Below are 25,844 nucleotides of genomic sequence, written 5' to 3' on the forward strand. Positions count from 1 at the left end.
TCAGCGCTTCTCGGCCGTCCGCAGCACGTAGCCCACCCCGCGCTTGGTCTGGATCAGGCCGGGGCCGTTGACGTCGACCTTGCGGCGCAGATAGGAGATGTAGGACTCGACGATCGAGGCGTCCCCGTTGAAGTCGTACTCCCAGACGTGGTCGAGGATCTGGGACTTGGACAGCACCCGGTTGGGATTGAGCATCAGGTAGCGCAGGAGCTTGAACTCGGTGGGGGAGAGGTCGATGCTCACCCCGCCCCGGCGGACCTCGTGCGCGTCGTCGTCGAGCTCGAGGTCGTCCACCCGGATCACGGCGTCGTCGTCCAGCACGGGCTGGGTCCGGCGCAGGACGGCGCGGATGCGGGCCACGACCTCGTCGAGGCTGAACGGCTTGGTCACGTAGTCGTCGCCGCCCACGGTGAGGCCCTGGACCTTGTCCTCGGTCTCGTCCTTGGCCGTGAGGAAGAGGACCGGCACGTGGCGGCCCGCGGCGCGGAGCTTGCGCGTGACCGTGAAGCCGTCCATGTCCGGCAGCATGACGTCGAGGACCACGAGGTCCGGGGACTGCGCCTCGGCTGCGGCGAGGGCCTCGCGCCCGTTGCCCGCAGCGACGACCTCGAATCCCGCGAACCGCAGGGAGGTCGAGAGGAGTTCCCGGATGTTCGGCTCGTCGTCGACGACGAGGAGCTTGGCTTCGTGCTCGGTCTTCTTCACCCGTCCATGGTCTCCCCGGTTTCTGAGAATCGTCTGGAGGTTGGCTGTGCGATGGTCGCGGGTCGCCTCTCAGCTGCCGGGGATCTCCCCGGCGTCGAGGATGCGGTACGCGTACCCCTGCTCGGCGAGGAACCGCTGGCGCTTCGCCGCGAAGTCCTGGTCCAGGGTGTCGCGGGCGACGAGGGCGTAGAACCGCGCCGCGCGCCCGTCCGCCTTGGGCCGCAGGAGCCGCCCGAGGCGCTGCGCCTCCTCCTGCCGGGACCCGAACGAGCCCGAGACCTGGATCGCGACCGACGCCTCCGGAAGGTCGATGGAGAAGTTCGCGACCTTGGAGACCACGAGGCGGCGCTCCTGGCCGGCGCGGAAGGCATCGAAGAGCCGCTGGCGCTCCTTGACGGGCGTGGACCCGGTGATGACGGGGGCGCCGATGCGCTCGCCGATCTCCGCGAGCTGGTCGAGGAACTGCCCGATCACGAGCAGCTGCTCGTCCGCGTGCCGGGCCACGAGCCGCTCGACCACGTCCGTCTTCGTCTCGCTCGCGGCGCAGAGGCGGTACTTGTCCGCCTCGTCGGCCATCGCGTAGGCCATCCGCTCCTCGCGCGGCAGGTCCACCCGGACCTCGACGCAGTCCGCGGGGGCGATGTAGCCCTGCGCCTCGATGTCCTTCCACGGCGCGTCGTAGCGCTTCGGCCCGATGAGCGAGAAGACCTCGCCCTCGCGGCCGTCCTCGCGCACGAGCGTGGCGGTGAGCCCGAGCCGGCGCCGCGCCTGCAGGTCCGCGGTCATGCGGAAGATCGGCGCGGGCAGGAGGTGCACCTCGTCGTAGACGATCAGGCCCCAGTCGTTCGCGTCGAGCAGTTCGAGGTGCGGGTACAGGCCGCCGCGCTTGGAGGTGAGGACCTGGTAGGTCGCGATCGTGACCGGCCGGACCTCCTTGACGGCCCCGGAGTACTCGCCGATCTCCTCCTCGGTCAGCGTGGTGCGCTTGAGCAGCTCGTCGCGCCACTGCCGGGCCGAGACGGTGTTGGTCACGAGGATGAGCGTGGTCGTGGAGGACTGCGCCATCGCCGCCGCGCCCACGAGGGTCTTCCCTGCCCCGCACGGGAGCACCACCACGCCGCTGCCGCCCGCCCAGAAGTTCTCCGCCGCCACCCGCTGGTAGGGCCGCAGGGACCAGCCGCCGCCCCGGGCCGTCGGCGAGGCGGACGACGCCGGCGCGTCGCCGCCGTCGTGCGTCCCGCCCTCCGCGGGGGTGCTCGGTGCGGCCACCGTCTCCGTCAGGGCGATCGGGTGCGGCGTCCCGTCCACGTACCCCGCGCGGTCCTCGGCGGGCCAGCCGATCTTGAGCAGGGCCTGCTTGAGCGCGCCGCGCTGGGAGGAGTGGACCACGGTGGTCTGCGGATCGATGCGCGGGCCGAGCATGGGGGCGATCTTCTTGGCCCGGTGGACCTCCTCGAGCACGGGGAAGTCCTCGGAGCGGAGCACGAGGCCGTGGACCGGGTCCTTCTCGAGCCGCAGCCGCCCGTAGCGGGACATCGTCTCCTCGATGTCGATCAGGAGCGCGTGCGGGACGGGGAAGCGCGAGTACGTCAGGAGCGTGTTGAGGACCTGCTCGGCATCCAGCCCGGCGGCCCGGGCGTTCCACAGCCCGAGCGGCGTGATCCGGTACGTGTGCACGTGCTCGGGCGCGCGCTCGAGCTCGGCGAACGCGGCGATCGCGTGGCGGGCCTCGGTGGACTGGGAGTGGTCCACCTCGAGCAGGATGGTCTTGTCGCTCTGGACGATGAGCGGTCCGTCGGTCACGGGGCGCCTCCTTCCCGAACCGGCCGCCGCGGGCCGCCCGGGGGACGGCCCGCTCAGGCCAGCTCGACGTCGATGATCCGGTGGACGGAGAGGACGCGCTCCGTCTCGCGCTCCGGGTCGAAGACGCGCACCCGGCCGGCCGAGATGGAGACCGGACGGAGCTCCTCGATGCTCGAGTTGCCCAGCGCGTCGACGATGCTCAAGCGTACCGCCCGCTTGAGGCGGATCGCCTTCTGCAGGGTCTCGATGCCCATGGCCGGGGCAGCCTCGTCGCCGGCCGGGCCTACGGGGGACTGCGTCCGCAGGATCGCCAGCTGCGCCTCCACCGCCTCCTGGTCCGGGACGGGCGTCCGGGGCGCGGGCACCGGGAGGACGCCCGCGCCGGCGGCGCGCCGCAGCCGGACCACGGGGTCGAGGGAGGCGTCCACGGCGGGGGAGAGGCCCAGCTCGCGCAGCACGCCCGCGACCTCCTGCGGGCTGGCGTTGCTGACGAGGACCGTCGGCGCGATCTGGGTGAGCCCGAGCTGCCGCGCCGCGGGGTCGGCGAGGACCCCGGCGAGGGCCGCCTCGTCGTCGCTCGCGATGAAGCTTCCCGCCCGGCCCACGCGGATGCGGCCGTGCCGCGCGGCGGTGTCGTCGATCAGATAGGCCAGGGGCTGCGGGACCGCGGTCGAGGCGTGCTCCGTGAGGAACGCGTGGATCGAGGCCGCGTCCTCGCCGGCGTCCAGAGCCCGGCGGAGGCTGCCGGCCGAGAAGCGGTAGATGGTCGCGGGGCCGCGGCCCTCGGGATCGGCGAGGAGCGCGAGCCGGCGGGCCAGGACCGGGTCGAGGTACCCGGGCGCGACGGCGGTGAGGTCGGCCTGGAGCAGCACCTTCTCGACCCCGGCGGGCAGGAGCTCCGCGAGGCTCGCGCGGGCGGCGTCGAAGTCGTCGCGCAGCACGGCCTCGCCCACGCCGGTGAGGGCGCCGGACCCGGTGACGCCGAGCAGGGCTGCTTCCGCGAGGACCGCGTCGAGCAGGCCCCGCAGCCGGCGCGCGAGCCGCGGCTGGAGCCAGTCGATCCTGGTGCGGATCGACTCGGCGTCCACGACGGGCACGCGACCGTTGGACTGGGCGCTCTCGTGGGAGAGGGCCGCCGCCACCTCGAGGATCCGGCGCCGGACGCTGGGCGCGTCGGAGCGCTGGCCTTCCCCGGACAGCGGCGCAAGCTGGTCGCTGCCCTCGCCGGACATCGCCAGCGAGGCGACCCGGGGGGTGTCCAGCCATACTGTCGCGAGCACGAGCCACTGCTCGGGCCGCGACAGCGCGAGCCATGCCTCGGCCCCGGTGGCGCGCCACGTCGAGGTGTCCGGGTCCAGGCTCAGGACCCTGGACGCGGCCGCGAGCTCGAGCGCGAACACCGCGGCGTCGGCGTCGGTCCGCAGCGTCGCGGTGAGGCGGCGCATCTCGCGCGTGCCCACGCCGCCGGAGCGCAGCGTCTCGATGGGCCGCTCGGCGGCCTCGACGGCGAGGGCGCTCACCGTGCGCAGGACGTCCCCGATGGCCCCGAGCGCGGCGTTGCGGCGCAGGGCGGCCGTGGTGGTCGCGAGCGCGGCCGGCGGCGGGGACATCGCGAGGTCGGGGACGATCCGCCCGCCGCGGAGCGCGAGCCCGGCGGCGCGCGGGAGCTCCACATGCTCGTCGTCCAGGGCCACGAGGAGCCCGTGGGTCAGGAGCCAGTCGACCGGGTTGTCCGTCTTCTTCCCGGGCCGCACCCGGGCAGCGGCGTGGGGGACGGCGCCGACCGGCCAATGGGCAAACTTGGCCAGGACTTCGGCGGTGCGCGGCGGGGCGCCGTCGAGCGACTCGGGCAGCGCCGCCCACCGCTCGAGCGCGTAGGCCGCCGCGATGTGGTGCTCGACGGGCTGCTGCTGGCCCTCCGGCTGCAGGGCCGCGTTGGCGTTGACGATGCGGGCGGCCTGCTCGGCGAAGACTGCGGACGTCGTGGCGAGGTCCGTGTACGGCCGCCCGAGCCCCGCGGGGTAGCTGCCGAGGACCTCGCGGACGCGGGCCACGGGCTGGTAGTAGCGGCGACGGCTGCCGGAGGCCGAGTGGATCGTGTCCGGCGGATCGGCCCGGTACAGGAGGGCGAGCTGGGAGAGGGTGGCGAGGATGGTCTCCAGCGTTCCGAGCGTCGCATTGCCGACGGCGTGGCGCAGCTCGACGGCGCTGCCGCTGCGGCCCTCGTCCTCGTTCGTGGTGAGCACGAGGGCCTCGAGGACCTCGAGCTCCGGCTTGGTGAGCCCCTCCAGGGCCCGCTGCAGGCTGACGCGGGCACACGCGCGCGCCGCCAGTGCTGCGAAGTCGGGGACGCCGGGCATGATCAGGTCCGGGCGCGCCAGGAACAGGCGGCGGAGGGAATCGTTGCCGCGGGCCGACAGTTCCTCGGCGAGTGCACGGATCGATGACATGCTAGCGGCGCCTCCGTTCGATGACGGCCCCCACAATCGCTGCCCCCATGAGGATGAATGCCACGGGAAGCCCGTAGAGGGCCAGGGCGCCGACCCACGCCGGCTCGGACGCGCCAGCTGCGGCGGTGCCCAGCGTCACGGCCCAGGCCGCCACCGAGACCACCGCCACGATGACGCCGGCCGCCGTGACGGCCTTGCGCCAGCCGGGTGTGCCGGAGCCCTTCGCGGGCTCGTGGCGCGCCGGAGGGCCGAGGGGGTCCTGATGAGGCACGGATGGCACCATGGCTCCAACCTAACAGCGCCCGGGCCCGGGCGGGGGCAGCGCCCCGACTTTCCGCGCGCGAGCCGGTAGCCTAGAGGCAGTACAGCATCCCGCCGGTGAAGAGATCACCTCCCGCGGCCAGCGTCCGCGCTTGCGCCACGGCAGCGGCGCGGGCGTTTCCCTTCGAGTCCTCACAGATGGGGGTTGTGGCAGTGCCAACTGGCAAGGTCAAGTTCTTCGACAAGGCGAAGGGCTTCGGGTTCATCGCGGGCGACGATGGGCAGGAGGTCTTCCTGCCCGGTTCGGCCGTGCCCGCCGACGCAGAGGTCAGGACGGGCACCCGGCTCGAGTACGGTGTCGCGGACGGCCGGCGCGGTCCCCAGGCGCTCTCCGTGCGCGTCCTCGAGAAGCTCCCGTCGGTCGCCCGCGCCAAGCGCATGCCTGCCCGCGAGCTCGCGCCCATCGTGCAGGACCTCGTGAGCGTCCTCGACAACCTCTCCGGGCAGCTGGCCAAGGGCACGTACCCGGAGAAGGGCCACACCATCGCCGCCGCCCTGCGGCGCGTCGCCGACCAGCTCGACGCCTAGCCATGGCCGAGGAAACCTCCCGTTCCCAGCCCGCCGGACCGGCCGGCGCCGTGAAGCGCAAGGCGGGCGTGCCGGTGTGGCGCGTCGGCAAGCCGGACGCGTTCCTGGCCGGCGCGGTGGACACCGCCCGGTCGGCGCTCGCCGACATCGCGCGCCCCGCGGACATCGGCGAGCACCTCGCGGCCAAGAGCGAGGGCGAGCGCGTGGTCACGCACCTCTTCGAGTCCCGCCTCCCCGGGTACCGCGGCTGGCAGTGGTTCGTCACCGTGGCCCGGGTGGCCCGCTCCAAGAGGGCCACGGTGAACGAGATCGGCCTTGTGCCCTCCGAGGACGCCGTCCTCGCCCCCGAGTGGGTGCCCTGGTCGGAGCGCGTCCGCCCCGAGGAGCGCGCCGCGGCCCACGCCGACGCGGGCGAGGAAGCGCAGGATGCCGGGACGCACGACGGCGAGGGCTCGCCGTCCGAGGCTGGCTCGCCGGCGACGGAGGAGACTGCTGCGACGGCGGCGACCGGCACGGCGGCGGAGGTCGCTGCGGAGGCGGACGCTGCCTCCGCCCCAGAGGCCGCTCCGGAGGCCGACGAGGACTGACCCCGGCGCGACCGTCCGCGACTCGCCCACGACCCCGGCGGGCCCCCACCGCTCAAGGTGGGGGCCCGCCGTCGTGCGTCTTCTCCGCCAGTCTTCGCTGTGCGGCGCCGCGCTCTCTGCGGCGGTGGGCCTCAGCCCCGGAGCTGGGCGACGACGTAGTCGATCGCCTGCGTGAGCTTCGTGACGTCGTCCGGCTCGATCGCCACGAACGTGGCGATGCGCAGCTGGTTGCGGCCGAGCTTGCGGTACGGCTCCGTGTCCACGATCCCGTTGGCGCGCAGGACCTTGGCCACCTGGGCGGCGTCCACCGAGTCGTCGAAGTCGATCGTCGCGATGACGTTGGAGCGGTCGGCCGGATCTGCGACGAACGGCGTCGCGAAGTCCGAGGCCTCGGCCCAGCCATACACCCGTCCGGCCGAGTCGGCCGTCCGCGCGGCGGCCCACTCAAGGCCGCCCTGGGCGTTGAGCCACTCGATCTGGGCGTTGAGGCCCACGAGGGTCGTGAGGCTCGGCGTGTTGTACGTCTGGTTGAGCTTCGAGTTGTCGATCGCGGTCTTGAGGTCCAGGAAGTCCGGGATCCAGCGGCCGGAGGCCTTGATCTCCTCGGCGCGCTCGAGCGCGGCGGGGGAGAACAGCGCGAGCCAGAGGCCGCCGTCGGACGCGAAGTTCTTCTGCGGGGCGAAGTAGTACACGTCGCTCTGGGAGACGTCGACGGCGAGGCCGCCGGCAGCACTGGTCGCGTCGATGACCACGAGCGAGCCCGGGTCGGCGCCCTCGACCCGCTGCACGGGGGCAGCCACACCGGTCGAGGTCTCGTTCTGGGGCCACGCGTACACGTCCACGCCGGCCTCGGCGCGCGGGGCCGGCCGCGTCCCTGGCTCGGAGGTGATGATCGAGGAAGCCTCGAGGAACGGCGCCTTGTCCGTGGCCTTGGCGAACTTGGACCCGAACTCGCCGAAGGAGAGGTGCTGGGCCTTGGAGCGCACGAGCCCGAAGGATGCGACGTCCCAGAACGCGGTGGAGCCGCCGACGCCGAGGATGACTTCGTAGCCCTCCGGCGCGGCGAAGAACTCCTTGAGGCCTTCGCGGACGCTCCCCACGAGGTTCTTCACGGGGGCCTGGCGGTGCGAGGTGCCGAGGAGTGTCGAGCCCGCCGCGGCGATCGCGTCGACCTGCTCCTTGCGGACCTTGGACGGGCCCGCCCCGAAGCGGCCGTCCGCCGGCAGGAGCTCGGCGGGGATCTGAAGCTGGCTGGTATCGCTCACGGGGGCGCCTCCTAGGGGATCCGGGTTGGGGGCGGGGGCTCGAGCCCTCCCGCCCCGGATCAAGTGTGCCGCACCCGTGATGGGGCGTGCGAATCCATCGCCGCCTGGTATCCGGCAGCTAATCTGAGCAGATCAAAATAAGCTAGACTCGCTGTGGGGCGGTGAAGCGCACCGCCCGTCCCGCCGCCAGGAGCCCGCCCCGCGCATGTCCGACCTCATCGATACCACCGAGATGTACCTGCGAACCATCCTCGAGCTCGAGGAGGAGGGGATCACTCCCCTGCGTGCGCGCATCGCCGAGCGGCTCCGCCACTCGGGCCCCACGGTGTCGCAGACCGTGGCGCGCATGGAGCGCGATGGGCTGGTCGTCGTCTCGGGGGACCGGCACCTGCAGTTCACCGAGCAGGGCCACAAGCGCGCCGTCGAGGTCATGCGCAAGCACCGCCTCGCCGAGCGGCTCCTCTCCGATGTGATCGGCCTCGACTGGCCGTACGTCCACGACGAGGCGTGCCGGTGGGAGCACGTCATGAGCGAGCGCGTGGAGCGGCGCCTCTACGAGCTGCTGGGGCGCCCGAGCGAGTCGCCCTACGGCAACCCGATCCCCGGCCTGGAGGCCCTCGGCGGCGAGTCGTCCGGCGGGTTCGGGGACGGAGTGGTCACGCTCGTCGAGGCCATGGGGGAGTACTCGGCCGGATCCCGCGTCGTCGTGTGCCGCCTGGCCGAGCCGATCCAGGTTGACCCCGAGCTCCTCACCCAGCTCGAGGAGGGCGGCATCCGCCCGGGGGCGAAGGTGTCGCTCGAGCGGGTCGGCGACTACATCTCCGTGCGGGTCGCGAGCGTGGACGGCGCCCTCGAGCTGCCCGCAGAAGTCGCCTCGCACGTCTTCGTCTCCGTCGGCTGAGGCGTCCCGCGCAGTCCCGTGTGGCCTAGATCGCACAGGTCTTCACACAATCCGACAGAATCTCTACCCGGTGGACTAATTGCTACCGTCCCGTAGTTTGTGAGCGATATCTCACTAAAGGTCACGGCAATATTACGGTGCTCCGTCATGGGCCTATGCTGGAGGCGGCGGCGAGACATCGGCGCCGTTCCGCCCGCACGCCGAGCTCTGCCAGCGGGAAGGGACCACAGCACCCGACGGCAGAGGCGGGGGACCCACCGACGGCGGCCGCGTGCCGCCTTGGGGTGAAGCCGCAGCACGCTCGGAGTCCTGCCCCGGCCTCGGCCGCGGGGGCCCCGCGCGGCTGGGCCGAGTCCGGACTCTCTGCCTCGAACCCGACAGCTAACCACGCAGGCGATGACAGAGAGGGAATCGCTTGACCCAGTCAGCCGTGCGCGGCCGACGGCGCGCGGACGTGCCTCCGCGCCCGCGTGCAGCCGTCCCCGTTCCCGGCGCCGCCCGCCGAGGCCGCCGGGCTGCAGAACGCCGTGGCCCGATGCGCCAGCTGGCCGAGATCGCCAGCGTCGCCGGGGTGGGGCAGAAGGCGGGCGTCGCGCTCGCGGCCACCGGCCTCGTGCTCACCGTGACCGTCCCGACTGCCACCCAGGGCGCCGCCGCGACGGCCGCCTCCTCGGACCAGCCGCAGGTCACCGCCGCGGCGGATGCCGTGGTCCCCTTTGCCCGAGCCTCCGTGGGCAGCGCCGCGGACCCGGACGGGCGCCTCAAGCAGATGCTCGGCGCCGAGTCCGCGGGCGGCATCACGCCGGCCCAGGCGCAGCACGCCCTCGGCGCCCCGCTCGCCACGATGGAGCGGACCTCGCCGTTCGGCTACCGCGTGAGTCCCGTCACCGGCGCCCCGGACGAGTTCCACCGCGGCCAGGACTTCGCAGCGCAGTGCGGCACCGCCGTAAGGGCGGCGGCGGGCGGCACTGTGACCTTCGCCGGCTGGCACCCCTACGGCGGCGGAAACCGCGTGGTGATCGACCACGGCAACGGCCTCGAGACCACCTACAACCACCTCTCCTCCTTCTCGGTCTCCGTGGGGCAGAAGGTGGAGCGCGGGGCGGCCATCGCACTCAGCGGCACCACCGGCGCCTCCACCGGGTGCCACCTCCACTTCGAGGTCATGGTCAACGGCGAGGTCGTTGACCCCAACGGCTGGCTCTGAGGAGACGCCGGCGGGCACTCGCCGTCGTCTTCTTCCCCGCCCCGCAAGGGATCCGAGGGGCTCCCGGGAAACCGCCGTGTCCGTTTCGTGATGACCTGTTTTCTGGCTGTGATCCGAATGTGACATTTCGGGCGCCCTCAGGTAAGGTCGTTCCTGTTCCAGCTCCTACCAAGTTGGAACATCCGGGAAGAACGCCGAGCTCTGCCACTTCCCGGAGCCGTTCGCACATTCCGTCTGGCAGAGGCGGGGGAACCACTTTCGGCCTTCTGTTGTCTGGGAGGCCTTGGGGTTAAGCAGCCTGGCTCCGCCAGGCGGCCGGATACTTTCCATCCGAACCCGACAGCTCACCTCGTAGGCATTGGGAGAGGCTACAACTGTGTCGACTCGCACGTTGACTGCGCGCCATCGCGCCCTGCCGGTTCGCACGAGCCCACTTGAGGCTGTTGCGCACGCGGTTTCCGGCAACGCCGGCACCATCGGCCGCCAGGCGGCGGTCATTGCGGCGGCTTCGGGGCTGATCATCAGCGCCGGACTCCCCGCTCAGGCAGCAGAGACCTCCCGCGAGGCCTCCGCACTCTCCGACGTGGCCAGCGCCTCCGCGCCGAGCGTCGTCGCGTCCAATGAAGCCCAGGTCTCCTTCGAGCGCCCCGCCGTGACTTCGGTGGCGGCGCCGATCGTCGAGACGGCAGCCGGGCAGGCAGCACAGTCCACTGCTCCGGCCGCTTCCCTGGCCCCCGAGGGCAGCCTCAGCGTCCAGTCGTCTGCGCCGCGCCTCGCGGCCGCGGCCAGCGCTCTCGGCTCGACTCTGGCAGGCATCGCCTACACCGGCATCGGCCACCCCTACGTGTGGGGCGGCACGACCCCCGCCGGCTGGGACTGCTCGGGCTTCACTCAGTGGGTCTACGCTCAGGCTGGCATCAGCATCCCCCGCGTCCAGGCGTGGTCCATCATGCACCAGACGGCGACGCCCGCCCCTGGTGACCTGGTGGTCCAGAACGGCGGCGCGCACGTGGGCATCTACGTGGGCAACGGGATGATGATCAGCGCTCTCAACCCTTCCCAGGGCACGCTGCTCCATGCGGTGAACGCTACCGGCTCGTCCGTCTTCTACACCCTCAACTGAGACCAATCCGCATCTGGGCGGCGCGATGGACCGTGACCATGGCGCCCCTCCTTCAGGGCTGACCCCCTGCTGCCCTGAAGGACACGAAAACAGAGAGAGAACCCCCTGATATGACCACTCGTGCAGGCATTGCCCGTCACCGCGCGGACAACACCTCCTCGCTGGCCGTCATTGCGAAGGCCGTCACCGAGAACGCAGGCGGCGTCGGCCGCCAGGCCGCGGTCATCGCCGCGGCCGGCGGTCTCGTCCTCACCGGCGGCGTCGCTGCCAACGCCGAGGCGCCCTCGCAGCGCGAGGCCTCCGCCCCGGCCGCACTCGACGTCGCGAACGCCGTCCAGGCCCCCATCTCCGCCGAGGCCAACGCCAACGTGAGCTTCGAGCGCCCGGCCGTCCAGTCCGTCGCTGCCCCGGTCGTCCAGGCCCCCGCTCCCGCGCCGGCCGCCCCCGTCGCCCAGGCAAGCTCCGAGACGCAGGTCGCCCCGGCCCAGGTCCAGGCCGCCGCCTCCACCACGGTCAGCACCCCGGCTGCGAAGCCCGCCGCCTCCTCGGGCATGGGTGCCGCGATCGCCGCCGCCGCGTACGCGCAGCTCGGCGTGGCGCAGGACTGCACGATGCTCGTGACCAACTCGCTGGCTGCCGTGGGCATCCACTACCACGGCTGGCCGGCCGGCTACCTCTCCCTCGGCCGCACCGTGAGCGCCGCCGAGGCGCAGCCGGGCGACCTCGCCTACTACGCCGACGGCGGCATGGGCATGGCCCACATCGCCGTCTACGTCGGCAACGGCATGGCGGTCCACGGCGGCTGGAACGGCGGCACCACCGCGCTGTTCAGCGTCAACGTCGGCTCCGGCCCGGTGTTCATCCGCGTCGGCGGCTGAATCAGCTGATCCTCTGAGGGCAGCGAACGGCCCCAGATCGTCCTCGACGGCGCCCCTTCCGTGACGGGAGGGGCGCCGTCGGCGTCTGAGCCCCACGGGCTCCCCGGGGTCCTCGGAGAGTCCCTGGAGACCGCCCTCGGGAGGTGTCCGGCAGGTGAAGCTTGGCGGGCGCGTCGGTGCCCACGGCGCCCCCGTTCGTTGAATGGTGCGGCAGTTCAGTACTCTTGGAGAGTCAGCCCGGCTATGCACAGGGCAGCCGGCCCTGTGCCCCTGACCGGGTACGGCCGTGAGGAACGCGCATGCGCACACTCGTTCTCAATGCTGGATACGAACCGCTCGCGGTGGTCACCTTCCGCCGCGCGCTCGTCCTGGTGCTCGCCGGAAAGGCGAGCGTCGTGGCGGAAGACGGCGAGCCAGTCGTCGGACCGCGCGACGTGCTCGGGCGCCCGTCGGTGATCCTGCTCCATCGGTACATCAGGCCACGGCGGACCCATGTGACCGCCGTGAGCAGGCGAGGCGTGCTCCGCCGGGACGCCCACGCGTGCGCGTACTGCGGCAAGGCCGCCCACACGGTGGACCACGTGCTTCCCCGCTCCCGCGGCGGGGGCGAGTCCTGGGAGAACCTCGTGGCCTGCTGCCTGCGGTGCAACAACGTCAAGGGCGACCACACCCCCGCGGAGATGGGCTGGAAGCTGCGCTTCACGCCGTCCGAGCCCGTCGGCGTCGTGTGGCAGATCAAGGAGCTGGAGAAGCCGGTGGCCCAGTGGGGCCCGTTCCTCGCCCCGGAGTCGGCAGCCTGACGCCGCCGCAGCCGGGGCCCGCCTACGACGCGGTCGTCCTCGCGGGCGGCCGCGCTTCCCGACTGGGCGGCTTCCCGAAGCCCCAGCTGGCCTACCGCGGTGCGACCCTCCTCGAGCACGCCCTCGCCGCCGTCGCAGCGGCCCGCTCCGTCGCCGTCGTGGGACCGGCGCCCGGGGAGCCGGGCGGACCGCGCCCGGGCTCGGGCGCTTCCGGCGCCGGAGAACCCGGCCGCGTGCTGTTCACACGGGAAGAACCGCTGTACACAGGGCCGGTCGCGGCGCTCTCCGCGGGCCTCGAAGCCCTCCCTCTCGGGCACGGCGGCCGACCGGGCTGGATCGCGGTGGTCGCAGCGGACCTCCCGCGCCCCGCGGACGCCGTCGCCGCGCTGCTCGAGGCGGCCTCCGCCGAGCCCGACTGCGACGGGATTCTGGGCGAGGACGCCGACGGGCGCACCCAGCCCCTCCTCTCGCTGCTCCGCCGGGACCCGCTGGTGCGCGCCCTCGACGCGCTGTCCCGCGACGGCGGCCTCGCCAACCGTCCGATGAAGCACGTCATTGCTAGGCTGGGCCTGCTGCCCCTGCGGCTGCCGCCGGGTTCCTCGGCCGACGTCGACACCTGGGACGCCGCGCGGCGCTGGGGCATCGAGGGCCCGGACGTGCCGGGCCGAGCGCCACGGCAGGAGGATGCCCATGAGTGACCCAGAGAAGGACGCGCTGCTGCGCGCGTGGTGCGCGGAGCTCACGCAGGAGCTCGGGCTCGGAGACCTCGACGTCGACATCGACGCGGTCCTGGGGCTCGCCGGCGTCGCCGCCCACTCAGTGGTGCGCCCCGCCGCCCCCCTCACGACCTTCCTCGCGGCCTACGCAGCCGGCCTCGCGGCCGGGAGCGGGCGGGCCGAGCCCGCCGAAGCCATGCGGCGAGCAGTGGCCGAGGCCCTCGAAGCCGTGAAGTCCCGCAGGTCGGCCGGGACCGAGGAATGACCCCCGGCCCGGACGCGGCCGGCCCCCAGCACGCACTTCACCTCACGTGGTCCGAGGCCCGTGCCGTCGCCAGCGCGGCGGCCAGCCCGCTTCCGCCCGTAGAGGTCCCGCTCGCCCGGGCCCTGGGCCGCACCCTCGCAGGGCCCCTCACGGCGCTGCGGGACATGCCGCACTACACCTCCTCCGCGATGGACGGATGGGCCGTGTGCGGCACCGGCCCCTGGATCATGGCCGAGCCCGGCGAGCCGCTCACCGCCCACCAGGCCGTTCCCATCGTCACCGGCGGAGCCCTGCCGCCGGGGGCTCGCGCGGTGCTGCGGCGCGAGTACGGGGAAGTGGCCCCCGACGGGGAGGGCCTGCCCCACCTGCGCCTCTCCGCCGGCGCGCCCCCCGGGGCCCCCGGCGGCGGCGCGGACCTCCGCCCGGCCGGTGAGGAGGCCCGCGAGGGGGAGACCCTCCTGAAGGACGGGACAGAGCTCGGGCCGGCCCAGCTGGCCCTCGCAGCCCTGGCCGGCCATGACACCCTCCGCGTCGCAGGCCGGCCGCTCGTCAAGCTCGTGCGCACCGGCGGCGAGGTCGTCGAGAGCGGACTGCCCGGTCCGGGCCTCGTCCGCGACGTCTTCAGCTACCTCATCCCGCCGCTCCTCGAGGCCTACGGAGGCATCCTCGTAGCCCACGAGAAGATCGGCGACGACGCCGCCGAATGGGGCGCCGCCCTTGCCGACCGGCCCGAGCGGGGGCCGGGTGTGCCCGACGGCGGCGCGGCGGGGTCCGACGGCGGCGCGGCGGGGGAGCCCGGTCCCGCGGACGTCGTGGTCACCACGGGCGGGACCGGAAAGGGCGGATCCGACCACCTGCGGGACATCGTGGCGGCGATGGGCGGCCGCCTCCTCGTCGACGGTGTGGCGATGCGCCCCGGGCACCCCACCGTGCTCGCCGAACTGCCCGACGGGCGCTTCTTCCTCGGGCTGCCGGGAAACCCCCTGGCCGCGGTCGTGGGCCTCGCGACCGTGGGGGAGCCGCTGCTCGCGGCGCTGTCGGGCCGGACACCGGTGGAGCCCATCGAGCTTCCCTCGGGCGAGGCCTTCGAGCCGGAGCTCAGGCGCACCCGGGTGATCCCCTTCAGGCGCATGTACGGCATGGCCTCGCCCATGGCCGGGATCGGGTCGGGCATGCTGCGCGGGCTCGCCCGTGCCGACGGCTTCATGGTCGTCCCGCCCCACGGTCTCGAGCTCGCGGCCCCCGTGCCGTGCCTGCCGCTGCCGTGGGGTCGCCCCCTCGGCGGCCACGCGCCGTCGTCCGCATCCCTCGCGCAGAAGGCGAGGCCGAAGCGGCGCCCCGCGGCGTCCAAGGACCCGGTGGACTGGAGCGCGCTGGACGCCTGAGGCGGGTGCCGCGGCCGCCGTTGCGGCGCGCGCGGGACAATAGATGCCGAGGCACGTGCCTCGACCCGATGTGAGGAGGGCGCCGTGGGCCGGCTGAGCCAGCGCCGCAAGGTGCACAAGTACGTGCTGGGCAGCGAGTACCCGGTCCGGCACAAGGAGGACGTGCTCGCCGTCGAGGAGCCGCTCGAGATCCGGCTGACCGGTCCCGCGGGGACCATGACGTACAGCGTCACGATGCGCACCCCCGGCGACGACTTCGACCTCGTGGCGGGCTTCCTCGTCTCCGAGGGCGTGATCTGGGAGGCGGACCAGCTGGTCTCGGAGCGCTTCTGCGCCGGCGGGGACGAGGAGGGGCGCCAGACCTTCAACGTGGTCGACGCCCAGCTGCGCCCCGGCGTCGCCGTCCCCGAGCTCGGGCGGAATGTCGTGACCTCGAGTGCCTGCGGCATCTGCGGCACGGATTCCATCGAGTCGGTCCGCCGTACGTCGCGCCACAGCCCGGCCCAGGATGCCGTGAGCGTCCTCCCCGAGCTCCTGGCAGGGCTGCCCGAGCGCCTGCGCGAGGCCCAGGCCCTGTTCGACAAGACCGGCGGTGTCCACGCCGCGGGGCTCTTCTCCGTGCACGATGCAGGAACCCGCGCCGAGCTCGAGTGCCTCCGCGAGGACGTGGGGCGGCACAACGCCGTCGACAAAGTGGTCGGATGGGCGCTGCGCGAGGGCCGCCTGCCGCTCTCCGGCACGGTCCTGCAGGTGTCCGGGCGCGCCTCGTTCGAGCTCGTGCAGAAGGCCGCCATGGCCGGGATCCCGGTGCTCGCCGCCGTGAGCGCGCCGTCCACGCTCGCCGTCCAGCTCGCCGAGGAGGCCGGCGTGACGCTCATCGGCTTCAGCCGAGGCTCCGGCTTCAACGTCTACGCCGGACACGAGCGGCTCTCCGCCTAACCCCTTCCCGTTTCGGGTACGCATCTCGTCGGGTTTTCGCCGTTTCGGGTACACGTCCCCCGTCGACCAGGTCGGGGAACGGGCGGCCCGGGAGGAGCGCCGGGAGGGCCGGAGCGGTGAGGAGGCGCGACGGCGTCTGCGGGCCGTGCGCGCCGTCGTACCCGAAACCCGGAAAGCGCGACGAGATGCGTACCCGAAACGGGTCGGGGGTGGGGCGTTTCCCCGCGAGGGCTCGTGCGGTAGCGTGGGGCCAGGATTAATCAACTGATTGGACATTCCGTGCATGACGATCGGCTGATCACCGAGGCCCGGATCCACCGTTTCCTCCGCGAGCGGCTCGCCCCTGCCGTCTATCGCCGCACACTGCCGCTCACCGCGGAACGATGGGACGCTCCCGGAGAACCCGTGGGCCTCGAGCACGTGCTCGCGCAGCGCTTCACCCCGACGGGCCCGGGGGACCGCTGGGGTCCCGCATGGTCCACGACCTGGCTGCACCTCACCGGCCGCGTGCCCGAGGGCTGGGGCGGAGAGGGCGCGGACCTCGAGGTGCTGGTGGACCTCGGCTACACCGACGAGCTGCCGGGATTCCAGTGCGAGGGCCTGGCCTGGCTGCCGGGCGGCGAGATCGTCAAGGCGCTCAATCCACGGAACCAGTACGTGCCGCTGGCCGCGCTGGGAGGGGGCTCCGCGATCGACTTCTACGTCGAGGCCGCCGCCAACCCGGACGTCGCCCAGGGCTGGACGTTCCAGCCGACCGGGCTCGGGGAGCGCGCCACGGCGGGCCCGGAACCGCTCTACCGCCTCGGCCCGCTCCTGCTCGCCGAGCGGGACGTCGCCGTCTGGGAGCTCGTGCAGGACGTGCAGGCGCTGTGGGGGCTCATGCACGAGCTGCCGGACGACAGGCCGCGGCGCCATCTCATCCTCCGCGCCCTCGAGCGCATGGCGGACTCCGTGGACCCGTACGACGTCGGCGGCACGGCTGCCGCTGGCCGCGCGGCACTCGCCGGGGTGCTGGCCTCCCCGGCCGAGTCGAGCGCCCACCGGATCGTCGCCACGGGGCACGCGCACATCGACTCGGCCTGGCTGTGGCCCGTCCGCGAGACGCAGCGCAAGTGCGCCCGCACGTTCGCCAACGTGGTCGCGCTCATGGACCAGGATCCCGAACTGACGTTCGCATGCTCGTCCGCCCAGCAGCTCGCGTGGATCCGCGACGGATACCCGCAGCTGTTCGAGCGGATCAAGGAGAAGGTCGCGGACGGGCGCTTCGTGCCGGTGGGCGGCATGTGGGTCGAGTCGGACACCAACATGCCCGGCGGCGAGGCCATGGCCCGGCAGTTCGTGGAGGGCAAGAGGTTCTTCCTCGAGGAGTTCGGGGTCGACTGCCAGGAGGCGTGGCTGCCCGACTCGTTCGGGTACTCGGCGGCGCTTCCGCAGATTGTCCGGGCCGCCGGGAGCCGATGGTTCCTGACCCAGAAGATCTCCTGGAACCAGGTCAACCGGTTCCCGCACCACACGTTCCTGTGGGAGGGGATCGACGGCTCGCGCGTGTTCACGCACTTCCCGCCGGCGGACACCTACTCCTCCGAGCTGCGCGCCGCCGAGCTCGCCCACGCCGAGCGGACCTTCCGAGAGCACGGCCGGGCGGGCGTGTCCCTCGTGCCCTTCGGCTTCGGCGACGGCGGCGGCGGCCCTACGCGCGAGATGATGGCCTCTGCCCGGCGGTACCGCGACCTCGAGGGCTCCCCGCGCGTGGACGTCGGCACGCCCGCCGGCTTCTTCGCCGAGGCCGAGGCCGAGTACGCGCACCCGCCGGTGTGGACGGGGGAGATGTACCTCGAGAAGCACCGCGGCACCTACACGGCCCAGGCGCGCACCAAGGCGGGCAACCGGCGCAGCGAGCACCTGCTGCGCGAAGCGGAACTCTGGTGCGCCACCGCCGCGGTCCGCGCGGGCGCGGAGTACCCGGCCGAGGAGCTGCGCCGTATCTGGCGCCTGGTGCTGCTGCAGCAGTTCCACGACATCCTCCCCGGCACCGCCATCGCCTGGGTCCACCGCGACGCCGAGCGGAACTACGCCGCGATCGAGCGGGACCTCGAGACGCTCATCGCCGACGCCGCCGCCGCCCTGGTCGGCCCGGGCGAGAACGAGATCCTCCTCAACGCCGCGCCCCACGCCCGGGCGGGCGTGCCCGCGCTCGGGGGCGGCGTCGGCCGCCCGGGGCGCCCCGCCGAGCCGGCGGGCAGCGCGGTGCGCCCGACGCCGGCCGGCGGCTGGGCGCTCGACAACGGCACGGTCCGCGCGGAGGTGGACGCGCGCGGCCTCCTCGTCTCCCTCGTGGATGCCGCGAGCGGCCGGGACGCGATCGCGCCCGGGGCCGCGGGCAACCTGCTCGAGCTCCATCGGGACACGCCCAACGAATGGGACGCGTGGGATGTCGACGAGTTCTACCGGCACACCGTCGAGCGCCTCGACGAGGCGGTCTCGGTGGCCCCAGCGGAGGCCGGCGCGGGCGAGGCAGCGCTGGAGGTCCGCCGGGCGTTCGGTTCCTCGATGGTGCGCCAGCGGCTGGTGCTCGCTCCGGGAGCGTCGGGCCTGCGGATCGAGACGGAGGTGGACTGGCACGAGCGCCAGAAGCTGCTCAAGCTCGGGTTCGGCCTCGACCTGCGCGCGGACCGCAGCGCAGCCGAGACCCAGTTCGGGCACGTCTTCCGTCCCGTTCCGGTCAACACGTCCTGGGACGCGGCCCGCTTCGAGGTGTGCGCCCACCGCTGGGTCCACGTGGCCGAGCCGGGCTACGGCGTGGCGATCGCGAACTGCACCGCCTACGGCCACGACATCACGCGCGCGGTCCGCGAGGACGGGGGCACGACGACGACCGTCCGGCTCTCGCTGCTGAGGTCCCCGCTCTTCCCGGATCCCGGAGCGGACGCGGGGATGCACCGCTTCACCGTCACGGTGACGCCGAACGCCGGGATTGCCGAGGCCGTGCGGTCGGGCTACGAGGCCAACCTGCCGCTGCGCGCCGTGCGCGGACAGCGCGAGATCGTGCCGCTGGTGGCAGTCGACCATCCTGGGGCGGTGGTCGAGGCCGTCAAGCTCGCCGAGGACGGCACCGGCGATGTGATCGTCCGGCTCTACGAGGCCTACGGGACGCGGACCTCCGCGACGGTGCGTGCGGGCTTCGAGTGCACGGGCATCGAGTCCGTCGACCTGCTCGAGCGGCCGATGGGCGGCAACCACCTGCCCGGGGTCCGCGGCGGCGCTGTGACCCTCACGCTGCGCCCCTTCCAGCTGCTCACCCTGCGGCTGCGGCGCGCGTGAACGCTGCATCACGGGGCTTAAAAGACTGAGTGGTGGCGGCCCGAAGGCCGCCGCCACTCATCCCCCCAATGAAGAACAAACCGTGTCCCCCTGACAGGTCGTGTTCACACATTCATCATTGTGGCATGGAGTAATGAAAATGTGAACCGGGTTCCTCTCGTGAGTGGATTTATGACGTCTCGGCGCGTCGTCTGGCCATCAGCCCAGCGAGCCAGATGGTGGCGAGCCCCGTGAGCAGGAAGAGGAGCGAGCTGTAGTTCATGGCCTGCCGGGCCGCAACCCAGTCGTCCGGCATGAGGGGGAAGATCACGGTCAGTGCGAGCATCGCGTAGCCGGCGGCCAGCAGGCCCGCGGCCACCCGGAGCGCCGGGAGGCTCGCGCCCCGGAGTGCGCGCAGCAGGCTGGGGAGCAGGATCACGCCGGTGAAGCCCGGGTAGACCCGGCCGAGCTCGCCGTAGACGTCGAACCACGCGTGGTTGTCGCCAGCGCCGAGGCCCACGCTCGAGGGGAGGAGCCCCATCAGCAGGAACGACATCACGGTGCCTGCGCCGACGAGGGCCAGGGCTCCGAGCCCCCACGGCCCGAGCAGGGCGCTCTGCGCTGACCGCGCCGAGAACGCCCGGGCCACGCGCACCGCGAGCAGGAGGGTAATGGCGTAGATGAGGAACCGCAGCAGGAGGTTGGCGAGGTTGATGCCGCCCAAGGCTGCGTCGATGGCGAGGTAGGGGCCGCCGATGCTGAGCAGGACGGCGAGGGCGATGAGGCCGAACAGTGCCATCATGAGCCGGTTCTCGCCCCGCAGTGCCGACGGGATGCGCACGAGGGCGAGGACCAGGGCCAGTGCGAACGTGACCCACGCGAGCGCCGTCATCCGAGGTGCTCCCACACTCGACGCACGTCCCTTGCATCCGTGGTCTGCCGGCGCAGGGCGCGGCCGAGGGCCGCGAGCCGCTCCGCCGCCATGAAGGCGAGCTCCGCGTCGGGAAGGCGATGGACCGCCTGCTCCCACGCCTCGAGCGGCCACCCGGCCTCGGTGGCCGTGACGAGTCCCGTGACGACGAGACCGTTGGGCAGCCCCACCCCGGCCTCGCGCGCGGTGCTCACCGCGAGCTCGGGGCTGAGGCGGTTGGCCCGCAGCTGGGCCGAGAGGTTCTGCGGGGCAACGCCGGTGGCCTCGCTCACGCGCTGGCGCAGGTCGCCGTCGTCGATCGCATCGACCCACTGCCGGACGTCCGGCTCGCAGGAGGAGCACTCGCTCTCGGGCCGGGCGGCGGCCGGCCGCGCCCCGTGCGGGGGCACCTCGGACAGCTCGCCTCCGCGCACGAGCAGTTCCTCGAGCAGCCGAGCGGTGGAGACCTGGCTCAGCAGTTCTGCGTCGGTGGGCTTGGCGGTGCTCGCGGCAAGGTCCCGGTAGGGGGCGAACCGGGCGAGGCCGAGCACCGGATTCTCCCCGTACGCGCGGGCGACGGCGACGACGGTCGCCTCCGCGACCTTTCCCCGCACGAGCTGCTGCGCGAGCGTGCTGCGCTTGAGACCGGCCCGCCGGCAGATGTCCGCCGCGGTCTTGCCGGGCGCCAGCTCTTGTAGCCAGTCCCGGAACACCAACGCTGATACCGGCATGTACCCCCCCTTTTGATCCGGCGAGTGGCAGCCGTTTCGGCCCGCGCATCGCCTGTGCGTGTCGATTTTACGTGCTGGACGGGCTGGCCTATGCTGGATGAAGCCCGCTGGCTCGCGCACCCCCCAATCGCGAGTCGGCGGGCCTTTCACGTTCTCAGGAGAATCCCATGAGCATGCAGACCGCGGCGTGGAGTTCGCTGCATCAGATCTCCCGCGCCACCGAGGGCAGGAACCCGTTCAGCAAGGAGACCCTGCGGCGGGTGCTCACGTTCGCTGCGCCCCACCGTGGCCGCCTCGTCGCCTTCGTGCTGACCTCCATCGTCGCGGCGGTGACCGCCGTCGCCACCCCCGTGCTCGCTGGCCAGGTCGTGGACGCGATCGTGGGCCACTCCTCGGTCTCCACCGTGGTCTGGCTCGCGGTGCTCATCGCCGCCGTGGCCCTGGCCGACGCGGGGTTCGGGCTCCTGACGCGCTGGCTCTCGGCGACGATCGGCGAGGGCGTCATCCTGGACCTGCGCCGTGCCGTGTTCGACCACGTCCAGACCATGCCGATCGCCTTCTTCACCCGCACCCGCACGGGCGCCCTCGTGAGCCGCCTGAACAACGACGTCATCGGCGCCCAGGCCGCGTTCGCCGGCACCCTCTCGGGCGTGGTGAGCAACGCCGTCGCCCTGATCCTCACGGTGGCCGTCATGGCGCAGAAGTCCTGGCTCGTGACCGTCCTGGCGCTCATCCTCCTGCCGATCTTCCTCATCCCTGCCCGGCGCATGGGGGCGCGCGTCGCGGACCTGCGCCGCGAGGCAGCCGCGCACAACGCCACCATGAGCACCCAGATGACCGAGCGCTTCTCGGCGCCCGGCGCGACCCTCATCAAGCTCTTCGGGCGCCCCGACGAGGAGTCCCGCGAGTTCGCGCTGCGCGCGCGGCGTGTGCGGGACATCGGGATCCGCTCCTCGATGCTCTCCTTCACGTTCATCACCGCGCTCACCCTCGTCTCCTCGCTCGCCCTCGCGCTCGTCTACGGGGTGGGCGGCTGGCTCGCGATCGCCGGGCAGCTCGCGCCGGGCGACGTCGTCGTGCTCGCCCTGCTCCTGACGCGCCTCTACGCGCCGATCACCAACCTCTCCAGCGCCCGGGTGGAGATCATGAGTGCGCTCGTGAGCTTCGAGCGCGTCTTCGAGGTCCTCGACCTGACCCCGCTCATCCAGGAGAAGGCGGACGCACGGCCCCTCCCGGCGGGCCCCGTCGCGGTCGAGTTCGACGACGTCCGCTTCGGCTACCCGAGCGCCGACAAGGTCTCGCTCGCCTCGCTCGAGGAGGTCGCCGTGCTCGACACCCGCGGAGGGGAAGAGGTGCTCCACGGCATCTCCTTCCGGGTCGACCCGGGCCAGACGCTTGCACTCGTGGGATCGTCCGGCGCCGGCAAGTCCACGGTGGCGCAGCTGCTCTCGCGCCTCTACGACGTGGAGTCGGGGTCGGTGCGGATCGGCGGCATCGACGTGCGGGACACGAGCTTCGCCTCCATGCGGGGCACCGTGGGCATGGTCACCCAGGACGGCCACCTGTTCCACGAGAGCATCGCCGCCAACCTCCGCCTCGCCCGGCCCGAGGCCACCGAGGAGGAGCTCTGGGACGTGCTGCGGCGCTCGCGGCTCGAGGACATGGTGCGCTCGCTCCCGGACGGGCTCGAGACCATCGTGGGCGAGCGGGGGTACCGGCTCTCCGGCGGCGAGCGGCAGCGGCTCACGATCGCGCGCCTGCTCCTCGCCGCCCCGCGGGTGGTGATCCTCGACGAGGCCACCGCCGCGCTCGACTCGACCAACGAGGCGGCCGTCCAGGCGGCCCTGGGGGAGGCGCTCGAGGGGCGCACCGCCGTCGTGATCGCACACCGCCTCTCCACGATCCGCGCCGCGGACCAGATCCTCGTGGTGGAGGACGGCCAGATCGTGGAGCGCGGCACCCACGGGGAGCTGCTCGCCGCGGGTGGACGGTACGCCGAGCTGTACACCACCCAGTTCGCCGAGGCCGCGGCCACGGCGGACGACTACGCGCAGTAGCCTCGAACCGTGGAATCCCGGATCGTCGTCTCGGCCGTCTGCGTCTTCGCGCACGACGGGCGTCTCCTCACCGTCCGCAAGCGCGGCACCGATCGCTTCATGCATCCGGGTGGGAAGCCTGAGGCGGGCGAATCCGCCGCCGACGCCGCGAGCCGCGAGCTCGAGGAGGAGGTGGGGATCGTCGTCGGCCCCGGAGCCCTCGAGCCCGTGGGCACCTGGATCGCGCGCGCGGCGAACGAGGCCGGCATGGACATCGAGGCCACCGTGTTCGCGGCCCCCGGGACCTACGATCCGGGCGCCGTGCACGCCGCGGCCGAGATCGCCGAGCTGCGCTGGATCGATCCGGCGGCGGAACCCGGGCCGGACCTCGCCCCGCTCCTGACCGACCACGTGCTGCCGCTCCTTGCGCGGCGCCCCTGACGGCCACCCCTTCTCTGGGAGCCAGGTGGGAAGTCTGTGAACCCCCGGTGAACAGTGGGCAAAACCGCCCCTGACCGCTGCTACTGCACGGTAACTTGGTGGGCCGTGACCACCTCCCGCCGCAGTTTCCTCACGGCAGCCTCCTTCGCAGCCCTCGGCGCCGCAGCCCTCACCGGTGCCGCCGCGCCGGCCTCGACCCGGAGCCTCGCCCCTGCAGCCCTGCCCGCCGATCCCAGCACCGCCGGGATCGACCACATCATCGTGGTGATGATGGAGAACCGCTCGTTCGACCACTTCCTCGGCTGGCTCCCCGGCGCCAACGGGAAGCAGGGCGGCCTCACCTACACCGACCGCTACGGCGTCCCCCACTCGACGCACCACCTCACGGACTTCCAGGGGTGCAGGCACCCCGACCCCGACCACTCCCAAGAGGGCGGGCTCATCGAGTACAACAACGGCAAGTGCGACGGCTGGCTGCGCGCCGGGGACAATGACGAGTTCGCGATCGGGTACTACACCGACGCCGACCTCGCGTTCTTTGCCCAGGCCGCGCCGGGCTGGACCGTGTGCGACAACTACTACGCCGCCGTCATGGCCGAGACCTACCCGAACCGGTTCTACCAGCACTCGGCGCAGACGGACCGCATCCACAACTCGACCGCCAACGCGACGATCCCCACGATCTGGGACCGCCTCGCCGCAGCGGGGGTGAGCGGGAAGTACTACTACTCCGACGTGCCGTTCGTGGCACTGTGGGGCACCAAGTACCTGCCCATCTCCGCCCAGTACTCGGAGTTCCTCAGCGACTGCGCGGCCGGCACGCTGCCGTCGGTGAGCTTCGTGGACCCGCGGTTCACGGACGAGAGCACCGGCACATCCGGCGACGACCACCCCCACGCGGACGTCCGCTCGGGCGAGCTCTTCCTCAACGAGATCTACAACGCCGTCACGAAGTCTCCGGCGTGGTCCCGCACCATGCTCGTGGTCAACTTCGACGAGTGGGGCGGCTTCTACGACCACGTGGCCCCGACCACCGCCCCGGACGTCAGCCCCACCACCGCGCTGCGCGGCTTCCGCGTCCCCGCCCTCGTCGTCTCGCCGTTCGCCCGCCGAGGCGCCATCGCCTCCGGCGCCTACGACCACACCTCGGTCCTCAAGGCCATCGAGTGGCGGTGGAACCTGCCGGCCCTCACCCCGCGCGACGCGAACGCCGCCAACATCGCCGAGGTCCTCGACTTCGCCTCGGCCCCGAACCTCAGTGCTCCGGCGTACACCGTCCCGCCGTTCGCGGCCGGCGCGCCCTGCACGCCCCTGCCCGGCGGCGACCCCGAAGACGAGTGGAAGCCCCTCAAGGACCGCGCCATCGCGGAAGGATGGAAGCTCTCATGACCCGCAGATCCCTCGCCCCGGGCGCCCTCGCCGTCACCGCACGACGGCGGCCCCTCGCCGTCGTGCTCGCGGCTCTCGCCGTGCTGGTGCTCGCCGCCGTCGCCCTCGTGCGCGGGGGCGGAGGCCAGCCGGCCGAGGCCGCCGGATCGACCTCGCAGTACCTGCCCCCGAGCTCCCACGTGTTCGTCATCAACCTCGAGAACAAGGGCTATGACGAGACGTGGGGCCCGTCCTCGCAGGCGCCCTACCTTTCCCAGACCCTGCGCTCGCAGGGCGTCCTGCTCAACAGCTACTACGGGACCGGCCACAACTCGCTAGACAACTACGTCTCCGAGGTCTCGGGGCAGGGGCCGAACAGCCAGACCCAGGCGGACTGCCAGACGTATTCGCCGTTCGTCCAGACCGGCACGGCGGACCAGGGACAGGCGGTCGGCAGCGGGTGCGTGTACCCGTCCGGTGTGAAGACCATTGCGGACCAGCTCATCGCCGCGGGCAAGACCTGGAAGGGCTACATGGAGGACATGGGCACGCCCTGCCGCCACCCGCAGCTCGGCGCCGTCGACGACACCCAGAAGGCGCGGGTCGGGGACCAGTATGCGGCCCGCCACAACCCGTTCGTCTACTTCGCGGGCATCACCGGCTCACCGGACTGCGCGGCGGACGACGTCGACCTGTCCGCCCTCAGCGGCGACCTCGCCTCGGCCTCGACCACCCCGGACGTCTCCTTCATCACCCCCAACCTGTGCCACGACGGGCACGACTCCCCGTGCGTCGACGGCCAGCCCGGTGGACTCGTCTCGGCCGATGCGTGGCTCAAGCAGTGGGTGCCCGTCATCACGGGGTCGCCCGCGTTCAAGCAGGACGGGGTCCTGGTCATCACGTTCGACGAATCGGACGGCCCGCAGCAGGACGCGAGCGCGTGCTGCGGCGAGGGGCCTGGTCCCAACGCCGCGCTCCCCGGCATCACGGGGCTGGGAGGCGGCCGCGTCGGGGCGCTCGTGCTCTCGCCGTTCACGGCCGGCGGCACGTGGTCCACGACGCCGTACAACCACTACAGCCTCCTCGCGAGCATCGAGGACCTCAAGGGACTGCCCTACCTCGGGTACGCGGGCACCCCGGGTCTGAACCGCTTCGGGCTCGATGTGTACAACAAGGGGGTCTGAC

23 protein-coding genes and 1 riboswitch are annotated in these 25,844 nt (G+C 72.7%); of the genes, 16 read left to right on the top strand and 7 right to left on the bottom strand.

Translation table 11 applies throughout. The annotated features are described in order from the left end of the window. The 4 genes from SA2016_RS05315 to SA2016_RS05330 all read right to left on the bottom strand — a co-directional run bounded on the left by SA2016_RS05315 (position 1) and on the right by SA2016_RS05330 (position 5,229). On the bottom strand, positions 1-705 hold the full coding sequence (locus SA2016_RS05315; RefSeq protein WP_066496202.1) for a response regulator transcription factor: 705 nt from the start codon (positions 703-705) through the stop codon (positions 1-3). 69 nt (positions 706-774) lie between these two features. Further along, positions 775-2,508, bottom strand: a complete 1,734-nt coding sequence (locus SA2016_RS05320; protein ID WP_066496211.1) for a DNA repair helicase XPB — start codon at positions 2,506-2,508, stop codon at positions 775-777. A 53-nt stretch (positions 2,509-2,561) separates the two neighbouring features. After that, positions 2,562-4,958, bottom strand: a complete 2,397-nt coding sequence (locus SA2016_RS05325; protein WP_066496213.1) for a helicase-associated domain-containing protein — start codon at positions 4,956-4,958, stop codon at positions 2,562-2,564. 1 nt (position 4,959) lies between these two features. Beyond that, the gene (locus SA2016_RS05330; RefSeq protein WP_141305766.1) at positions 4,960-5,229 is read right to left on the bottom strand and encodes a hypothetical protein; all 270 of its coding nucleotides are present in this window, start codon (positions 5,227-5,229) and stop codon (positions 4,960-4,962) included. Between the two features lie 203 nt (positions 5,230-5,432). On the opposite strand from SA2016_RS05330, the gene SA2016_RS05335 reads away from it, so the two are divergent. Together SA2016_RS05335 and SA2016_RS05340 are read left to right on the top strand one after the other, a co-directional pair. Continuing rightward, positions 5,433-5,807: a cold-shock protein gene (locus tag SA2016_RS05335; RefSeq protein WP_066496221.1), complete on the top strand. Its 375-nt coding sequence runs from the start codon at positions 5,433-5,435 to the stop codon at positions 5,805-5,807. Positions 5,808-5,809: 2 nt separating this feature from the next. Beyond that, positions 5,810-6,394, top strand: a complete 585-nt coding sequence (locus SA2016_RS05340) for a DUF3027 domain-containing protein (RefSeq protein WP_066496224.1) — start codon at positions 5,810-5,812, stop codon at positions 6,392-6,394. 131 nt (positions 6,395-6,525) lie between these two features. On the opposite strand, the gene serC is transcribed toward SA2016_RS05340, so the two are convergent. Beyond that, a complete protein-coding gene (gene serC / locus SA2016_RS05345) occupies positions 6,526-7,659 on the bottom strand; it encodes a phosphoserine transaminase (RefSeq protein WP_066496226.1) in 1,134 nt (377 codons plus the stop codon). A gap of 205 nt (positions 7,660-7,864) precedes the next feature. Here serC and SA2016_RS05350 point away from each other — a divergent pair, with 205 nt between their 5' ends. The 10 genes from SA2016_RS05350 (at position 7,865) to SA2016_RS05395 (ending at position 19,194) form a co-directional block, all read left to right on the top strand. Then, complete coding sequence (locus tag SA2016_RS05350) at positions 7,865-8,560, top strand: iron-dependent transcriptional repressor DtxR (protein WP_066496228.1); 696 nt, start codon at positions 7,865-7,867, stop codon at positions 8,558-8,560. 415 nt (positions 8,561-8,975) lie between these two features. After that, positions 8,976-9,767, top strand: a complete 792-nt coding sequence (locus SA2016_RS05355; RefSeq protein WP_066496229.1) for a M23 family metallopeptidase — start codon at positions 8,976-8,978, stop codon at positions 9,765-9,767. 205 nt (positions 9,768-9,972) lie between these two features. Beyond that, positions 9,973-10,139: riboswitch (cyclic di-AMP (ydaO/yuaA leader) on the top strand. A gap of 19 nt (positions 10,140-10,158) precedes the next feature. After that, positions 10,159-10,890, top strand: a complete 732-nt coding sequence (locus SA2016_RS05360; RefSeq protein WP_229710918.1) for a C40 family peptidase — start codon at positions 10,159-10,161, stop codon at positions 10,888-10,890. A gap of 110 nt (positions 10,891-11,000) precedes the next feature. Continuing rightward, complete coding sequence (locus SA2016_RS05365) at positions 11,001-11,768, top strand: NlpC/P60 family protein (RefSeq protein WP_066496231.1); 768 nt, start codon at positions 11,001-11,003, stop codon at positions 11,766-11,768. Between the two features lie 299 nt (positions 11,769-12,067). Then, positions 12,068-12,568 (top strand): HNH endonuclease, encoded by a 501-nt coding sequence (locus SA2016_RS05370; protein ID WP_066496234.1) that lies wholly within the window; start codon positions 12,068-12,070, stop codon positions 12,566-12,568. Beyond that, complete coding sequence (locus SA2016_RS05375) at positions 12,532-13,266, top strand: nucleotidyltransferase family protein (RefSeq protein WP_066496236.1); 735 nt, start codon at positions 12,532-12,534, stop codon at positions 13,264-13,266. Before SA2016_RS05370 ends, SA2016_RS05375 begins: the two co-directional genes overlap by 37 nt. Then, entirely contained in the window at positions 13,259-13,549 is a 291-nt protein-coding gene (locus SA2016_RS05380) for a DUF6457 domain-containing protein (protein ID WP_066496238.1), read from the top strand. Before SA2016_RS05375 ends, SA2016_RS05380 begins: the two co-directional genes overlap by 8 nt. Beyond that, positions 13,546-14,934, top strand: a complete 1,389-nt coding sequence (locus SA2016_RS05385; protein WP_066496240.1) for a molybdopterin molybdotransferase MoeA — start codon at positions 13,546-13,548, stop codon at positions 14,932-14,934. Before SA2016_RS05380 ends, SA2016_RS05385 begins: the two co-directional genes overlap by 4 nt. Before the next feature lie 84 nt (positions 14,935-15,018). Then, a complete protein-coding gene (gene fdhD / locus SA2016_RS05390) occupies positions 15,019-15,873 on the top strand; it encodes a formate dehydrogenase accessory sulfurtransferase FdhD (protein ID WP_066496242.1) in 855 nt (284 codons plus the stop codon). Positions 15,874-16,152: 279 nt separating this feature from the next. Continuing rightward, positions 16,153-19,194, top strand: coding sequence for an alpha-mannosidase (locus SA2016_RS05395; protein WP_066496245.1), 3,042 nt, complete (start codon positions 16,153-16,155; stop codon positions 19,192-19,194). 169 nt (positions 19,195-19,363) lie between these two features. Here SA2016_RS05395 and SA2016_RS05400 read toward each other — a convergent pair whose 3' ends face one another. Together SA2016_RS05400 and SA2016_RS05405 are read right to left on the bottom strand one after the other, a co-directional pair. After that, entirely contained in the window at positions 19,364-20,065 is a 702-nt protein-coding gene (locus tag SA2016_RS05400) for a hypothetical protein (protein ID WP_066496246.1), read from the bottom strand. After that, positions 20,062-20,814 carry a hypothetical protein gene (locus tag SA2016_RS05405; protein WP_066496255.1) on the bottom strand — a complete coding sequence of 251 codons (753 nt, stop codon included), beginning with the start codon at positions 20,812-20,814 and terminating at the stop codon, positions 20,062-20,064. The genes SA2016_RS05400 and SA2016_RS05405 overlap by 4 nt, the downstream gene beginning before the upstream one ends. Before the next feature lie 167 nt (positions 20,815-20,981). Between SA2016_RS05405 and SA2016_RS05410 the strand changes: the two genes are divergently transcribed. The 4 genes from SA2016_RS05410 (at position 20,982) to SA2016_RS05425 (ending at position 25,843) form a co-directional block, all read left to right on the top strand. After that, positions 20,982-22,871: an ABC transporter ATP-binding protein gene (locus SA2016_RS05410; protein WP_066496257.1), complete on the top strand. Its 1,890-nt coding sequence runs from the start codon at positions 20,982-20,984 to the stop codon at positions 22,869-22,871. A 9-nt stretch (positions 22,872-22,880) separates the two neighbouring features. Then, on the top strand, positions 22,881-23,291 hold the full coding sequence (locus tag SA2016_RS05415; protein ID WP_066496258.1) for an NUDIX hydrolase: 411 nt from the start codon (positions 22,881-22,883) through the stop codon (positions 23,289-23,291). 105 nt (positions 23,292-23,396) lie between these two features. Continuing rightward, entirely contained in the window at positions 23,397-24,680 is a 1,284-nt protein-coding gene (locus tag SA2016_RS05420; protein WP_066496259.1) for an alkaline phosphatase family protein, read from the top strand. Further along, a complete protein-coding gene (locus SA2016_RS05425; protein ID WP_084249335.1) occupies positions 24,677-25,843 on the top strand; it encodes an alkaline phosphatase family protein in 1,167 nt (388 codons plus the stop codon). Before SA2016_RS05420 ends, SA2016_RS05425 begins: the two co-directional genes overlap by 4 nt. The last annotated feature ends 1 nt before the right edge of the window (position 25,844 follow it).

Source organism: Sinomonas atrocyanea (assembly GCF_001577305.1).
Taxonomy (GTDB): Bacteria; Actinomycetota; Actinomycetes; order Actinomycetales; family Micrococcaceae; genus Sinomonas; species Sinomonas atrocyanea.